This is a genomic window from Streptococcus caballi DSM 19004, from assembly GCF_000379985.1.
Classification (GTDB): Bacteria; Bacillota; Bacilli; order Lactobacillales; family Streptococcaceae; genus Streptococcus; species Streptococcus caballi.
In genome coordinates, this window is record NZ_KB904122.1 from 18,639 (window position 1) to 34,110 (window position 15,472).

General features: G+C 35.2%; 15 protein-coding genes. 14 read left to right on the forward strand and 1 reads right to left on the reverse strand.

The features are described 5' to 3' along the window. Positions 1-19: 19 nt before the first annotated feature. Positions 20-928 (reverse strand): LysR family transcriptional regulator, encoded by a 909-nt coding sequence (locus A3GS_RS0110575; protein ID WP_026216383.1) that lies wholly within the window; start codon positions 926-928, stop codon positions 20-22. 244 nt (positions 929-1,172) lie between these two features. On the opposite strand from A3GS_RS0110575, the gene cpsA reads away from it, so the two are divergent. From cpsA to A3GS_RS0110640, 14 genes are all read left to right on the forward strand, one after another. Then, positions 1,173-2,648, forward strand: a complete 1,476-nt coding sequence (gene cpsA, locus A3GS_RS0110580; protein ID WP_018365364.1) for an LCP family glycopolymer transferase CpsA — start codon at positions 1,173-1,175, stop codon at positions 2,646-2,648. A gap of 1 nt (position 2,649) precedes the next feature. Beyond that, positions 2,650-3,381 carry a capsular polysaccharide biosynthesis protein Cps4B gene (gene cps4B, locus A3GS_RS0110585; protein WP_018365365.1) on the forward strand — a complete coding sequence of 244 codons (732 nt, stop codon included), beginning with the start codon at positions 2,650-2,652 and terminating at the stop codon, positions 3,379-3,381. A gap of 8 nt (positions 3,382-3,389) precedes the next feature. Next, positions 3,390-4,088, forward strand: coding sequence for a CspC family polysaccharide chain length determinant protein (locus tag A3GS_RS0110590; RefSeq protein WP_018365366.1), 699 nt, complete (start codon positions 3,390-3,392; stop codon positions 4,086-4,088). 10 nt (positions 4,089-4,098) lie between these two features. Beyond that, on the forward strand, positions 4,099-4,818 hold the full coding sequence (locus A3GS_RS0110595; RefSeq protein ID WP_018365367.1) for a tyrosine-protein kinase: 720 nt from the start codon (positions 4,099-4,101) through the stop codon (positions 4,816-4,818). 21 nt (positions 4,819-4,839) lie between these two features. Beyond that, positions 4,840-6,216 (forward strand): sugar transferase, encoded by a 1,377-nt coding sequence (locus tag A3GS_RS12560; protein WP_018365368.1) that lies wholly within the window; start codon positions 4,840-4,842, stop codon positions 6,214-6,216. Between the two features lie 28 nt (positions 6,217-6,244). After that, positions 6,245-7,690 carry a flippase gene (locus A3GS_RS0110605; protein ID WP_018365369.1) on the forward strand — a complete coding sequence of 482 codons (1,446 nt, stop codon included), beginning with the start codon at positions 6,245-6,247 and terminating at the stop codon, positions 7,688-7,690. Between the two features lie 14 nt (positions 7,691-7,704). Beyond that, positions 7,705-8,814, forward strand: coding sequence for a UDP-galactopyranose mutase (gene glf / locus A3GS_RS0110610; protein WP_018365370.1), 1,110 nt, complete (start codon positions 7,705-7,707; stop codon positions 8,812-8,814). A gap of 33 nt (positions 8,815-8,847) precedes the next feature. Further along, positions 8,848-9,105, forward strand: a complete 258-nt coding sequence (locus tag A3GS_RS13360) for a sugar transferase (RefSeq protein ID WP_420805173.1) — start codon at positions 8,848-8,850, stop codon at positions 9,103-9,105. Between the two features lie 239 nt (positions 9,106-9,344). Next, the gene (locus tag A3GS_RS0110615; RefSeq protein ID WP_018365372.1) at positions 9,345-10,136 is read left to right on the forward strand and encodes a DUF4422 domain-containing protein; all 792 of its coding nucleotides are present in this window, start codon (positions 9,345-9,347) and stop codon (positions 10,134-10,136) included. A gap of 9 nt (positions 10,137-10,145) precedes the next feature. Further along, the gene (locus A3GS_RS0110620; RefSeq protein ID WP_018365373.1) at positions 10,146-11,318 is read left to right on the forward strand and encodes a hypothetical protein; all 1,173 of its coding nucleotides are present in this window, start codon (positions 10,146-10,148) and stop codon (positions 11,316-11,318) included. A gap of 17 nt (positions 11,319-11,335) precedes the next feature. Next, a complete protein-coding gene (locus A3GS_RS0110625; RefSeq protein WP_018365374.1) occupies positions 11,336-12,328 on the forward strand; it encodes a glycosyltransferase family 2 protein in 993 nt (330 codons plus the stop codon). Positions 12,329-12,331: 3 nt separating this feature from the next. Then, complete coding sequence (locus tag A3GS_RS0110630) at positions 12,332-13,273, forward strand: beta-1,6-N-acetylglucosaminyltransferase (RefSeq protein WP_018365375.1); 942 nt, start codon at positions 12,332-12,334, stop codon at positions 13,271-13,273. Between the two features lie 9 nt (positions 13,274-13,282). After that, positions 13,283-14,389: a glycosyltransferase gene (locus tag A3GS_RS0110635; protein WP_018365376.1), complete on the forward strand. Its 1,107-nt coding sequence runs from the start codon at positions 13,283-13,285 to the stop codon at positions 14,387-14,389. 35 nt (positions 14,390-14,424) lie between these two features. Further along, entirely contained in the window at positions 14,425-15,471 is a 1,047-nt protein-coding gene (locus tag A3GS_RS0110640) for a glycosyltransferase (protein ID WP_018365377.1), read from the forward strand. Position 15,472 lies beyond the last annotated feature (1 nt).

The following is a 15,472-nucleotide window of genomic DNA, read 5'->3' on the forward strand; positions in this document are numbered from 1 at the left end:
ATATGAAAGTCAAAATCTACTATTTATCAAATTTAACTTCTTCAAGTAGATAATCAATGAATTTTTCTCCCATTTTGGAGAAGTTTGCCTTTTCATGACGGATGTAGATAATGTCAATCGTCTCCTCCACGTCCAGCGGAATAGATACAATATCATCACCATTGAGATTGCTGTTGAGGATACCAGTCGCAACGGTATAGCCGTTCAGGCCAATCAAGAGATTGAAGAGAGTAGCACGGTCGCTGACGACGATTGATTTCTTATGAGGAATCTGCGACATGATTTCTTCAGAAAAGTAGAAGGAATTATGAATCCCTTGATCATAACTGAGGTAGGGAAAGTCTTCCAAGTCTTTCAGAGTAATCAGTTTTTTTTCAGCTAGTGGGTTGGACTTGCTGACGAAGATGTGAGGGCGAGCCTTGAAAAGGCTGGTATAAGTTAGGTGATTGTCATCAAACATCTTGGTCAAGACATCTCGGTTGTAGCTATTGAGAAAGAGAACACCAATCTCAGAACGGAAGTTTTTGACGTCATCAATGATTTCATAGGTTCTAGTCTCACGCAAGAAGAGCTCGTAACGTGACATATCTGTTCCTTTAAGGAGTGAGACAAAGGCATTGACCACAAAGGCATAATGTTGAGCTGAAACGCTAAAAAGTTCGCGTACATTGCTTTTGCTTTTGTATCGTTCCTCTAAGAGCGTTGTTTGTTCAACGACCTGACGAGCGTACGATAGAAATTCAACCCCATCCTTTGTCAGGGTGATGCCTTTAGGTTTTCGGATAAAGATTTCAATTCCCATTTCACGTTCAAGGTCACGAACAGCATTGGAAAGGCTGGGCTGAGTAATAAAGAGCTCCTTGGCAGCTTCATTCATACTGCCTGTCTCGACGATTTTTATAATGTAATGTAATTGTTGAATTCGCATAACTTAAGTTTATCCCAAAAGAGAAAATGGCGCAAGCAAAATGAGGTAGAATGATTATTAAAGAAAAAATCGAGAAAGGAAGTGTAGAAACAATTATACTTAAAAGATGAATTTGGTCACATAACAAAACACTTTTGTAATAAAAACTATTAGATATTGTAAACAATTATAAAATTGCAAATTTGCTGTAATAATGCTATAATAGCGGTGATAATTAAGTTTATTTTAAGGATTTGGAGAAATTATGGCTACACATTCACGTCGTAGAAGTTCAAAAAGCTCGTCTCAATCAGCTACTTGGACAATTGTCAACCTTGCCTTTTTAGTGCTTTATACTATTTTAACTGGCATTGTACTCTTCAACATGTATACTTATAATTTTTTGGCTTTCCGGCATATTAATATTATTTATACTGTTGTTTTGGCTCTAGTTTTCCTACTAGCTCTAATTTTGATTATTCGGAAAAAAGCACAGTTATTGACAACGATTCTACTAATCGTTTTTTCACTGATTTCAGGCCTAACACTTTTTGGTTTTAAGTCTGCCATTGATGTGACTGCTAATATGAATAAGACAGCCTCTTTTTCAGAGACTAAGATGAGTATTGTTGTTCCAAAAGATAGCACTATTTCAAATGTTTCTGAGTTGACAAGTGTACAGGCACCTTTGAATAGCGACCAGTCAAATATTGAGGAGCTGATTTCAAAGATAAAATCTGAAAAAGACTTTAGTTTAGAAACTGAAGCAGTTGATTCTTATCAAAAAGCCTATGAAAATTTGATTGCTGGTGAAAGCAAGGCTATGGTTTTGAATAGTGCTTATTCAAGTTTGCTTGAGCTGTCTTATCCAGATTACGAATCAAAGATTAAAACCATCTATTCTTATACTATCTCTAAGGAAGTCAAGAATTCAAAATCAACAACAAAAACAAATGCCAATGTTTTCAATATTTACATCAGTGGTATTGATACCTATGGTTCAATCTCAACGGTCTCACGTTCTGATGTCAATATCATCATGACAGTGAACATGAAGACCCACAAGGTTCTTTTGACTACCACACCACGTGATGCCTATGTCCAAATTCCAGATGGTGGTAATAATCAATATGATAAACTGACCCATGCTGGTATTTATGGTGTTGAAACATCAATGAAGACTTTGGAAAATCTTTATGGTATTGACATCAACTATTATGCAAGAATCAACTTCACCTCATTTATTAAACTGGTAGACCTTCTTGGGGGTATCGAAGTTTATAATAATCAAGCATTTACTGCTCATACAAATCATGACTATAGTTTTCCTGTAGGAAATGTTCATTTAGATTCGAAAGGTGCTTTAGCCTTTGTTCGTGAACGTTATTCTCTAAGTGGTGGCGATAATGATCGCGGTAAGAACCAAGAAAAAGTTATTTCAGCTATTATTGATAAGTTAACGTCTGCTGGTTCGATTTCTAAAATTTCAAGCATTGCCAATGGTTTGCAAGATTCAGTCCAAACAAACATGTCTCTGGATACGTTGATGACCTTGGCTAATACGCAGTTGTCATCTGGGGATCATTTCACGGTGACATCACAAGCTATCACAGGTACAGGCTCTACAGGTCAGTTGCAGTCCTATGCCATGCCAACTGCTAGTCTTTACATGATGCAGCTTGATGATGCAAGTTTGGCTAATGCTAAACAAGCTATCTCAGATACTATGGAAGGAAAATAAGATGATCGACATCCACTCGCATATTGTCTTTGATGTAGATGATGGACCAGATACTTTGGAAGAGAGCCTCTTACTTATTGGTGAGAGTTATAAACAAGGCGTCCGCAAGATTGTTTCGACATCTCATAGACGAAAGGGCATGTTTGAGACTCCAGAAGAGAAAATATTTGACAATTTTTCTAAGGTCAAAGAAGAAGCAGAAAAGCTCTATCCTGGATTGGAACTTTATTTTGGTGGTGAACTCTACTATACTCAAGAGCTTTTGGAAAAATTGGAAAATGCTCTGGTTCCTCGTATGAACAGGACGCGCTTTGCTCTCATTGAGTTTAGTATGACAACACCATGGAAAGAGATCCACACAGCGCTTAGTAATGTCCTTATGCTGGGTATTACGCCTGTCATTGCTCATATTGAGCGGTATAATGCTTTGGAGTTCAATAAAAAGAGGGTGCAGGAGTTGATTGATATGGGTTGTTATACTCAAATCAATAGCCTGCATGTTCTTAAGCCAAAGCTTTTTGGAGATAAGTATAAGGCCTTCAAAAAACGTGCCCAGTATTTTTTAGATGAAGATATGGTGCATTGTGTTGCCAGTGATATGCACAACTTGGATAAGCGCCCACCCTATATGGAACAAGCTTATAAATACATCTACAAAAATTATGGACGCAAGAGAGCCCAAGATTTATTTAAAAATAATCAACAAGCTTTGTTGGATAATCAATATATTTAGGAGTAAACATGAGTAACAAAAATAATTCAACCGTCGAAATTGATGTGCTTTTCCTGTTAAAGAAGTTATGGTTTAAAAAGTTTTTAATCATTTTCATTGCCCTCTTCTTTGGGACCTTGTCACTATTAGGGAGTATTTTCCTTATCAAACCATCCTATACGTCAACAACACGAATCTATGTTGTTAACCAAAATAATAACAATAACGCTAGCAATCTGACAGCGCAAGATTTGCAAGCGGGTTCTTATTTGGTCAATGACTATAAAGAAATTATTACCTCACAAGAAGTTTTGACTAAGGCGATTGAAAAGAACAAAGAAAATTTGACACCTGAAGAGCTGTCTAAAATGATATCTGTAGCGATTCCAACAGATACACGTGTGATTTCTATTTCAGTTAAAAATCATGATGCTAAAAAAGCTAGCGAGTTAGCCAATTCCATTCGTGAAGCTGCTTCTGACAAAATTAAAGATGTTACAAAAGTTCAAGATGTCACGACATTGGAAGCTGCTGAAGTTCCTGATGAACCATCTTCACCAAATATTAAACGCAATTTGATTCTCGGTGTTTTAGTTGGTGCTTTCCTTGCAATCGTAGGGGTTCTTCTATCAGAAATCTTAGATGATCGTATTAAACGTCCTGAAGATGTAGAAGATGTCTTGGGAATGACTCTGATTGGTGTGATTCCAGATATTAACAAATTATAAGGAGTAAACAATGCCACAATTAGAATTAGTGAGTTCTAAAGCTCAAATAGCCAAATCTACGGAAGAGTATCTCAATTCCATCAGAACTAATATTCAATTTAGCGGTCGGGATCTAAAAGTTCTAACTATTACATCAGTTCAACCTGGAGAAGGAAAGTCAACGACATCTACCAACTTGGCTATTTCCTTTGCAAGTGCTGGTTTTAGGACCTTGTTGATTGATGCTGATACTCGTAACTCAGTGATGTCAGGAACTTTTAAGGCAAATGAACGTTACCAAGGCTTGTCAAGTTTTCTTTCAGGAAATGCGGAGCTATCTGAGGTCATCTGTGATACCAACGTTGAGAATCTTATGGTTATTCCTGCTGGACAAGTTCCTCCAAATCCGACTAGCCTATTGCAGAACGCTAACTTTAACAGCATGATTGAGACTGTCCGTAATCTTTATGATTATGTGATTATTGATACTCCTCCGATTGGTCTAGTTATTGATGCGGCTGTTGTTGCTCAAAAAGCAGATGCTAGTATTTTAGTGACGGAGGCTGGTGCTATCAAGAAGCGCTTTATCCAAAAAGCAAAAGAACAATTGGAACAAAGTGGAACGCCATTTCTTGGTATCATTCTAAATAAAGTTGATAACACGGTTGATTCTTACGGTAGTTATGGTGCCTATGGTTCATACGGTGAGTATGGCAAGAAGGAAGAAAAAAGGAAAAAGCGTAAGAAATAATCACAGAGAGGAAAGTGCCAGATGTATAGTGAATCAACTATTGCTAAGTTTTTATTTCTTATTGGTGATGCTGTTGCCGTTTTTGCTTCTTTCTTTGTCATATTTTTCTTCTTTAGCTATGAAAGCTTGTTAAATCCAGCTTTTAATCTTATAACGGTAGGATTGACACTGTTACTAAGCGTTGCTAGTAATCAGTACTCAATCATACACCACAGAAGACTTCTTAAGGAAGTGGTTTACGTCTTTGTGTTTTGCATTGAGTTTCTGATTGCCTACATTTTTGTGATTTTTTGTGCTTTTTATTTTGATAGTGCGACAAGGGCTGACTTTCCCCTGAGGCTCATTGCAGGTCAGGTAGTGGTAGTATATGTTTTAACCTACCTGATTCGAACATTAGTCCACTTGTTTAGTAAAAATCATCAGTTAAACACGAAAAATATCATTCTTGTGACTAATTCAAAGGATTATATTTCTGGGCTGGATTTTTTGACTCAACAAAATGCTCAGGTTGTTGCCTGTTTAAGTCATGATCTGTTTTCAGGAACAAACTATCCCATATTAAATAGTTTTGATGAAGTGCGCTACCTCTTGACAAATTGCGAAGTGAATGAAGTTTATGTGACCAATGAAGCAAGACAGCTGTTTTTAGAGGAGCAAGACTATTTTGCCAGCCTAGGCATTCCTGTAACCATCTGTCTTTCTGGCATGGAGAAGTCTAGCTTTACGTCGGCGACTTTGCATCAGTATGATAATCAGACAGTTTTGACCTATTCATTAAATCAAGTTAATTATCGTCTCCTCCTCATTAAGCGTTTATTTGATATCCTTGCCTCTCTTATAGGGCTTATCATAACAGGAATAGTTGCGATTATTATTTATCCTATCGTTCAAAAGCAATCTAAGGGACCACTCTTGTTTAAGCAAAAGCGTGTCGGAAAAAATGGTAAAGTTTTTGACATTTATAAATTTAGAAGCATGTATCTTGATGCGGAAGAGCGTAAAAAAGATTTGATGAAGGTTAATGAATTGAGCTCGGATCATATGTTTAAAATGGAAAATGATCCTCGTATCTTTCCATTTGGGCAAAAGCTAAGAGATTGGTCAATAGATGAACTGCCTCAGTTTATCAATGTCCTTAAAGGCGATATGTCTCTGATAGGGACTCGGCCACCGACAGTTGAAGAGTATCAAAAGTATGATTTGCATCACTTTAAACGCCTTGCTATGAAACCTGGTATCACCGGTATGTGGCAAGTCTCTGGAAGAAGTAATATCACAGATTTTGAAAAAGTGGTCGAACTTGATCTGTCTTACATAAAGAATTGGTCAATTTGGTTAGATATTAAAATTATATTTAAAACAATAGCTGTTGTTTTAAAACGGGAAGGAAGTAAATAAGGATTCTTATTCTGAATAGAGTATCACAATGAAAAAAAATGTTTCCGTGAAGTGGAATATTGTCATGAATTTTATTTTGACAATGTCAAATTTTATCTTTCCGCTAATTACCTTTCCTTATGTATCTCGTGTATTATTGCCAGTAGGAACTGGTAAGGTAGCTTTTGCGACATCCATCGTTTCTTATTTTACAATGGTTGGTATGTTAGGTATCCCTACCTATGGTATTCGAGCCTGTGCAAAGGTTAGAGATGATAAAGAGAAGTTATCAAAGACGGTTCAAGAAATTATGGTCATTAATACAATTGCTATGACGCTTTCTCTTGTAAGCTACATTATTGCTATTATATTCGTTCCTCGTATGGCACATGATAGCACACTGTTTATGATTAATATTGCTTCTCTTGTATTTAACTTAATTGGTTGCGAATGGTTATATAAAGCTTTAGAGCAATATTCATATATAACTATCAGATCAATTATATTGAAGTTTGTCGCACTCATTTTGATGTTCCTAATGGTTCATCAAAAAAGTGACTATGTCATTTATGGAGCCATCTCAATCTTAGCGAGTGTTGGTTCAAATTTGTTCAACTTTTTGAATTTAAGACGATTTTTGACGTTGAAGTGGTATCCTAATATGAATTTAAGGCAGCATATTCGTCCAATTTTCAGTTTCTTCATGATGACTGTGGCAACTACAATCTATACAAATTTAGATTCTGTTATGCTAGGCTTTATGAAGGGGGACGAAGCAGTAGGTTATTACAATGCAGCTGTCAAAATTAAAACAATCTTGGTTAGCTTAGTCACTTCAATGGGGGCTGTTTTACTACCACGTTTATCTTTTTATTTAAAAGAGGGACGAGATAAAGAGTTTAAAGACCTGACTGTTCGTTCATTGCAATTTGTATGTTTTATTTCTATTCCACTATGGATTTACTTTACCTTATTTGCCAAAGAAGGTATTTATTTCTTATCTGGGACAGAATATACAGGTTCCATTGTACCAATGCAGATTATTATGCCAACGTTATTCCTTATCGGTATTTCTAATCTTCTAGGTATTCAGATACTGGTTCCTATGGATAGAGAAAATGAGGTCCTAAAATCTGTTGCCATTGGTGCGGTTGTTAATCTAATTGTCAATGCAATCTGTATTCCTAAGTTTGGTGCTTCTGGTGCAGCCTTTGGTACTTTAGTTGCTGAAGCATTTGTGACGGGTTATCAAATTTATGTTTTGAGAGATTTTTTAAAATCCATTATCCAAAATGTAAAGTTATTCAAAAATATTATTGCGACGGCCTGTTCTTCTTCTGCTGCGCTAGGAGTCCTAACATTAATCAATGGTCGAATATCTTTGTTTTTAATTCTTATTATAACGGCAGGAATTTTTGGCATTGTTTACGGTGTAGTTGGCTTATTTCTAAAAGAAGAATTTACAATGTATCTATTGAGATATATGAAAAAATGAGGAGATAAAGTTAAATGAAAAATTATGATTATTTAGTTGTTGGTTCAGGTTTGTTTGGTGCTATTTTTGCTCACGAAGCAGCCAAAAAAGGAAAGAAAGTTAAAGTTATTGAGAAACGTGAACATATCGCTGGAAATATTTTCACAAAAGAGGTAGAAGGGATTCAGGTCCACGAGTATGGTGCTCATATCTTCCATACTTCAGATAAGGAAATTTGGGATTATATCCAACAATTTGCAGAGTTTAACCGTTATACCAACTCGCCAATTGCTAACTACAAGGGTGAAATTTATAACTTACCTTTCAATATGAATACCTTTAACAAACTTTGGGGTGTGGTGACACCAGCAGAGGCACAGGCTAAGATTGATGAACAGCGTGCAGTGCTTGGTGGGAAAACACCTGAAAACTTGGAAGAACAGGCGATTTCATTAGTTGGTACAGACATCTATGAAAAGCTGATTAAAGACTATACCGAAAAACAATGGGGTAAACCAACTACTGAACTGCCAACCTTTATCATTCGCCGTTTACCAGTTCGTTTGACTTATGACAATAACTATTTTAACGATACTTATCAAGGTATTCCAATCGGTGGTTATACTCAAATCGTCGAAAAAATGCTTGCTCACGATAATATTGATGTGGAGACTGGCGTTGACTTCTTTGATAAAAAAGAAGAATACCTCAAAGAATTTCCTAAAATTGTCTTTACAGGGATGATTGATCAGTTCTTTGATTATCAACTTGGAGAACTAGAATACCGTAGCCTTCGTTTTGAAATAGAAACACTAGATATGGAAAACTACCAAGGTAATGCGGTCGTTAACTATACTGACTCTGAAACCCCTTATACACGAATTATCGAACATAAGCACTTTGAGTTCGGTACCCAACCTAAGACCATCATCACAAAGGAACATTCTAAGACTTGGTCTAAAGGTGATGAACCATATTATCCAGTAAATAACGATCGTAACAACCATCTTTACAAAGAGTACAAAAAACTCGCTGATAAGCAAGGCAATGTCATCTTCGGTGGTCGACTTGGGCAGTATCGCTACTATGACATGCATCAAGTTATTGCAGCAGCGTTGCAGTGTGTTAGAAATGAAGTGAAATAAAAGTAGTAGTGTATTTAACAGTAAAAAAATATTATTGATAGAGTGATTGCTTTACTGCTCCTTATAGTACTTATTATAATTCCTATTATGATGCTCTTGATTTTTATTTATGATTATAAATCGGTATTCTTTATCCAGCAGAGAGCAGGCTTTCGTTTCAAGAAGTTTGATGTGATTAAATTCCGTTCGATAACAAGTAATACTGATAAGCTTATAAAATCTCAATTGTATCTGGAAATACACATGTTTTGGATTTTATTGGTCAACGCCCATTACAGGAGATGGGAGTAGATGAATTCTTAAGCCTCTCTAGGGTTAACAACAAGGAATTAATGAAGCAACGTCTCGAGGTAAAACCAGGTATTCTTTGTTACTGGCAAATTACTAAAAATTAAAACGACGTGCCATTTGAAGATCGTATGAAAATGGACGTTGATTATGCCAAGAATCTTTCCTTTATAGAAGATTTAAAAATCTTAGTTCAAGGAATTAAGACTGTTATTTTAGGAAACAATATGTAGGAGAAAATTTTGAAAAACGTTAAACTAGTTGTAGCGACGCATAAGAAATTTCAAATGCCGGCGGATTCTAACCTTTATCTTCCTGTTCATGTTGGACGGGAAGGTAAGGATGATTTAGGCTTAGTTGGAGATAATACGGGTGATAATATTTCAAGTCTAAATCCTTATTACTGTGAGTTGACTGGTTTGTACTGGGCTTGGAAGAATCTTGATTGTGACTATCTTGGCTTGGTGCATTATCGTCGCTATTTTACAGCTTCACAAGAGAGATACAGCGAGAAAATCAAGATTGATGAGGTTATTTTAAATCACAATCAAATTGATCATTTATTGGACCAAGCAGATGTCATTGTTCCTAAGAAACGAAAGTATTATATTGAGACTCTTTATTCTCATTATGCAAATACTTTAGATGGTAGTCACCTAGATAAAACACGTGAGATTATTAAAAAAATATCTCCAGATTACCTAGAGTCATTTGATAAGGTTATGAAACAGCGCAGTGGTTACATGTTTAATATGTTTATCATGAAGAAAGAGTTAGTCAATGACTATCTAACTTGGCTATTTCCTATTTTAGATGCTTTATATGAAACTATTGATATTTCAACCTATACCCCTTTCGAGGCTAGATTGTTTGGACGTGTAAGTGAATTGCTATTTAATGTTTGGCTATGTCAAAGAAAAATTAACCCAAAGGAAATTCCATTTATGTATATGGAAAAGGTTGACCTCTTTCAGAAGGGAAAAGCTTTCTTAGAAGCAAAGTTTTTGGGAAAGAAGTATGGAAAGAGTTTTTAGGGAGTAGGTATGAAAAATAATAATTCGCTGAGTAAAATTTTATTTTTTCTTGCCTATGGGTTATGGGTGTCAGCTTATCTTTTAGGATATACAATGTATCCATTGACATATACTTTTATTGGAAGTATAGCAACGATGCTCACTTGGGTATCAACTGGTATATTATTCGTCAAAATAGTAATTGATAGGTATTTTTCATATAGAACAATTCTTCTTACGATAATTATCGTAGTATTACTTACTATTGTTGGCTATAGTAGTGGGCAACTACCGAAAATGTTATTTTTTGGATTAATTTTAGTAGGTTCTAAAAATATTAATTTAAAGAAAGTTTTAAAGATACATGCTTATTTATTAATTGGAACTTTAGTTATTACTTATTTAGGAGTTAAATTAGATATTATCCAAAATATTAGTCACGTCGGAAGAGGTGGGGAATTCATCAGGAAATATGTAGGATTTCGCTTTACCACCTTTGGAGCTAATACAATATTTCATTTGATTTGTATTTGGGGATATGTTAAAGGTAAGTTGATTAAATATTGGGAGATTCTATTACTCGCAATTATTAACTATTACTACTATACTCAAACAGATACAAAAAGTGCATATTATCTAGCGATGGTGTATTTGGCCCTAATCTTAGTCATTAAAGTGTTTAGAATCGAAAAGCTTCCAAAGTTAATTGTTTCTATAATTGAGCAATGGAGTATTCCAGTAGTCGCACTTGCTAGTATTTTATTAACGCAGGCTTACGCTCAAAGAAATTCATTTAACATAGCATTAAATGAGTTATTGACAGGTCGTTTATACCTTGGATTAAAAGCAATTAGAAATTACGGGATTTCATTATTTGGAAATAATATTGTTTGGAATACTTACGACCTGTATGGACGAGCACAAGGGGAATATTTGTATGTAGATGCTTCATTTTTAAATATATTACTTCAATTTGGTATTTTATTTCTGATTACTTTGATATTTTCTTACTGGATGCTGTCTAAAAGAAATCCTTACAGCAATATATATTATTCAATTTCATTCTTTGTTGTTGTAGTACATTCTATGTGGGACCCACAGTTTCTAGAGTTATGGTTTAACCCGTTTTTACTTTTTATATCTGTGTTAGTCTCTCAATCTTCGGAAGATATGGAAATTGCTAGATTGGAAAGTTATACGTAAAAGAAAGGAACTATTTCATGACACCTTTAATCAGTGTTATTATTCCAATTTATAACGTGGAAAACTATCTTGCAAGATGTTTGGATTCTGTGGTCAATCAGACATATGCTAATCTAGAGATTATCTTGGTCAATGATGGGACGCCGGATGGTTCAGTTGCCATTGCTGAAGCCTATCAAGAAAAGGATAGGCGTATTAAACTGATTCATCAGGAAAATGCAGGTCTTAGTGAGGCTAGAAATACAGGAGTTGCAGCTGCTACAGGTGACTACATTGCTTTTCTAGATTCAGATGATTGGCTAGAGTTAGATGCTTATGAGTATTTGCTACAGTTGTTGATTGCTCATGATGCTGATGTCAGTATTGGAGGTATTAGGCGGACTGAAAGAGTCGTCTCTGAAACGTCCAGTGGGAACCAAGTAGAGGTGTTAACTCAAAAAGAATACGCACAACGCTACTTCAAAATTGGTAGTCAGGAAATTCATTATTACGTTTGGAACAAGCTATATCGACGCGATGTAGTTGTTGATGTTAAACAACCCAAAGGCTTGTATGCAGAAGATGTGCCATCTACCTTTATGTATATTTTAAATACATCAAAAGTGGTGATTTCGGATAAAGTAGTATACAATTACTTTGTCAATTTGGACGGCCTTTCGGCGAAATTCAGCAATCATCATTTTGATGTGCTGAAAGGCTGGGACATGGTCGTAGCACAAGCAGGGCAATCAGGGGACTTGGATTATCAGAATTGGGCGATTTTTAATCGTAAACGAGCTAATTTTGCTCTTTTGACGGAACTGGCTTTGTCTGAAAATTACAGTCACGTAATGGTAGGTAATGCGACTATAGTAGAAGAGTTGGCAAAAGCAATTCGAAAAGATTGCTTGACCCTCTTAAAAGGACCTATGCCACTCAATCGTAAACCATTAGTCCTTGCTTTTGCTTTAAATTATAGATTTACAGCTGGGGCATTGAATAAACTATTACAGTTGAAAAGAAAAGGATAAGAAATGAAGAAACATGCCTATTTGATAATGGCTCATGGTTCTTACGAACAGCTAGGCTTTTTAATCAGTCTTTTAGATCATGATAAGAATGATATCTTTCTTCATATTGATAAAAAGTCCACTTTTTCCGAACATGATCAGCAAAAACTGCAGGAGAAGGTGGAAAAGTCTCGGTTGATTTTTGTACCCAGAGTAGCTGTTTACTGGGGAGGATATTCTCAGATAGAAGCTGAGATGAGCCTCTTCAAAGCAGCTGTTCAATACGGTGACTATTGTTTCTACCATTTATTATCTGGAATAGATTTACCGCTTCAATCTCAAGAGACGGTACATAACTTTTTTGAACAACATCCAGATAAAATATTCTTGACTATGATGACCCTTGAGGGTGATAAAGAGAATATTGATCGTCTAAAATACTATCATCTTTTTGGTCGACTAACGCCTAGAACTTTTCCAGGAATAATTGGTAAAGGGTTCTTTAAAATCTATCGTCAAACGGAAGTATTACTACAAAAGATGTTAAGGGTCAATCGCTTAAAACGTGAAAACTTGACACCAATAAAAGCAGCGAATTGGGGAAGTTTTCCTCATGATATTGTCAAAATGGTGGTGTCATCGGAAAAACAAATTGAACAAACCTTTCAGTATAGTTTTTTAGCGGATGAGGTCTTTATTCCACACTTACTTTATCAAAAAGGTTTACTTGGACGTCTATACGATGATAGTTTATCTTATGGTCGAAAAGAAGATTTTCAAGGAAATCTCAGATATATCAACTGGTGGGATGGTAATCCATATACTTGGACAGATACTGAAAAAGACATTAGTGCCTTGGAAGAGGCACGAAATATGGGGTATCTGTTTTCTAGAAAATTTGATATTTCTTCTAGTCCAATATTAAAGGATAAGATTTTGGAGTGGATAAAAAATAATGATAGTTAAGGTAAACTAATGAATAAATTGAAACCACGCATTTTAATGGTTGGAGCAGAAAATTTTGGTAGAGGCGGTCGTTCAGTCATTTCTTGGAATTTGACACTACCACTTTGTGAAAGTTACAAATTTGATTTTCTATCAAGGCATACTGTAAGAGATAGTGATTACTTTGATAAAGTATCGGATAGAGGTGGAGATATACTAGAGCTATCTACCAATAATAAAATAAAAAAATTTTTTCAGCTATCCTCAAAAGTACAAAAAAATAGATATGACATTGTTCATATAAACGCTGATAACTCAATCGAGTCAGTAAAATTGTTGCTTCTATTCAGATTAATGGGGGTAAAAAAATTCGTTATTCATGCTCATTCGGTCAAGAAAGATAATAGTAAATTAAAAAATATTGTTCTTAAAGCTACTCAAGGGTTAATGAATCAATTTTGTATAAAAAAAATTGCGTGTAGTCCTGAAGCTGCGAATTATATGTTTGGCAATAAAAATGAAGTTGAAATTATTGAAAATGGGATATTCTTAGAAAATTATTTATTTTCTGAAGAAACTCGAGAAAGTTATAGACAGACTCTTTCTATCTCAAAATATGAGGTTATTGGTACGATTGGACGATTTAGTAGTGAAAAAAATCCATACTTTATTGTTGATTTTATTGAATACTACTCTAAAATAAATCCAAATTTCAAATTCTTATGGATAGGTGAAGGGGAAATGCTTGTTTCGATAAAGAGAGAATTAGAAGCTCGAAAATTAACGAAATATGTTCTTCTTTTGGGCAATAGGCAGGATGTTAATAATCTCCTAATGGCAATGGATCTTTTTATTTTACCTTCGATCTTTGAGGGGTTTGGAATAGTCAATATTGAAGCGCAAGTAGGAGGTATCCCGTGTTTAGTCAGCGACGCTATCCCTTCAATGGCTAAAATCAATCCTAATTTTATTCGACTTCCATTGGACAAAGGAGTAAAGTTTTGGGGTGATTATGTTCACTCTTTTCCAAAAGAAAGATTGAAGCTTAATAATCTAGATATTTTTAAGGGGTTAGGTTTTGATATTCATCAAGGAGCCATGAAATTAGATGATCAATATAAAGAGTTGTTGAAATAGTCTCGAAGTGTTATAAGTAAAAAGAAAGTAGTAAAATGAAAATTTATCAAATTGTAGAAGATTATAGTAATTCAAAGCATGCTGGTAGTAAAGCTACAAATGATGCAGTAGCAATTTTTTCAGAATTTGGAGCAGAAAAAATTTCTGTAATAATTGCTACTCGTGAATCCGGAGTATTATCGAAAGTAAAACGTCAAGTAAAGTTTTTATCGGATTGGATAAAAGTGTACAAAACTATCGAGGCTAATTCCGTTTTAGTCATCCAAAATCCCTTTACTATTCGTCAGCTTGGTCGTTACCAAGTTTTGATGAAGTTGAAAAGCAGAAAAAATGTTAGGATTCTTTCTTTAATACATGATGTAGAACTTCTTCGTTATGACAAACCCAACTCGAGGAACGAGTTTAAAGAAACTTTGGAAATTGCAGATCAGCTTATTGTGCATAATGATTCTATGAAGCAGTGGTTTATTAAGCAGGGAGTATCTGAAAGTCGTTTAGTGTCATTGGAGATTTTTGACTATCTCAACGATAAATCTTCGGACATTCCTACAGAGTTTTCTAAAAAAGTAATTATTGCTGGAAATTTGGCAAAGGAGAAATCTCCATATGTTTATGAACTAGGGAAGGTAAGTGATGTTTCCTTCGATCTTTTAGGAGTAAACTTTGAGACACTTGCACCTACAAGCAACATCAACTATCGTGGAGCATTTCCACCAGACGATGTTCCAAATGAGTTGTCAAGTGGTTTTGGACTAGTTTGGGATGGTCCTTCTGTTGAAAGTTGTGTTGGTGAAACTGGTGACTACCTTCGTTATAATAATCCTCACAAACTGTCGCTCTATATTTCTTCCTCTCTACCAGTTGTTATCTGGTCAGAAGCAGCCGAAGCTAAATTTGTGGAACAGAATCAAGTTGGTATCACCGTATCTTCACTTCATGAGTTGAAGGAAAAATTAGATACTGTTAGTGAAGCGGATTATCAACAAATGGTTGCAAATACTAAAAAAATAAAAGAACAATTGCAGGCTGGTCACTATTTGAAAACAGCGATTTCTACTGCATTGAAACAGCTAGGAAAGTAAT

Coding starts and splice junctions, on each gene's coding strand:
- A3GS_RS0110575 (WP_026216383.1), bottom strand. CDS start 928: ATGCGAATTCAACAATTACATTACATTATAAAAATCGTCGAGACAGGC.
- cpsA (WP_018365364.1), top strand. CDS start 1,173: ATGGCTACACATTCACGTCGTAGAAGTTCAAAAAGCTCGTCTCAATCA.
- cps4B (WP_018365365.1), top strand. CDS start 2,650: ATGATCGACATCCACTCGCATATTGTCTTTGATGTAGATGATGGACCA.
- A3GS_RS0110590 (WP_018365366.1), top strand. CDS start 3,390: ATGAGTAACAAAAATAATTCAACCGTCGAAATTGATGTGCTTTTCCTG.
- A3GS_RS0110595 (WP_018365367.1), top strand. CDS start 4,099: ATGCCACAATTAGAATTAGTGAGTTCTAAAGCTCAAATAGCCAAATCT.
- A3GS_RS12560 (WP_018365368.1), top strand. CDS start 4,840: ATGTATAGTGAATCAACTATTGCTAAGTTTTTATTTCTTATTGGTGAT.
- A3GS_RS0110605 (WP_018365369.1), top strand. CDS start 6,245: ATGAAAAAAAATGTTTCCGTGAAGTGGAATATTGTCATGAATTTTATT.
- glf (WP_018365370.1), top strand. CDS start 7,705: ATGAAAAATTATGATTATTTAGTTGTTGGTTCAGGTTTGTTTGGTGCT.
- A3GS_RS0110620 (WP_018365373.1), top strand. CDS start 10,146: ATGAAAAATAATAATTCGCTGAGTAAAATTTTATTTTTTCTTGCCTAT.
- A3GS_RS0110625 (WP_018365374.1), top strand. CDS start 11,336: ATGACACCTTTAATCAGTGTTATTATTCCAATTTATAACGTGGAAAAC.
- A3GS_RS0110630 (WP_018365375.1), top strand. CDS start 12,332: ATGAAGAAACATGCCTATTTGATAATGGCTCATGGTTCTTACGAACAG.
- A3GS_RS0110635 (WP_018365376.1), top strand. CDS start 13,283: ATGAATAAATTGAAACCACGCATTTTAATGGTTGGAGCAGAAAATTTT.
- A3GS_RS0110640 (WP_018365377.1), top strand. CDS start 14,425: ATGAAAATTTATCAAATTGTAGAAGATTATAGTAATTCAAAGCATGCT.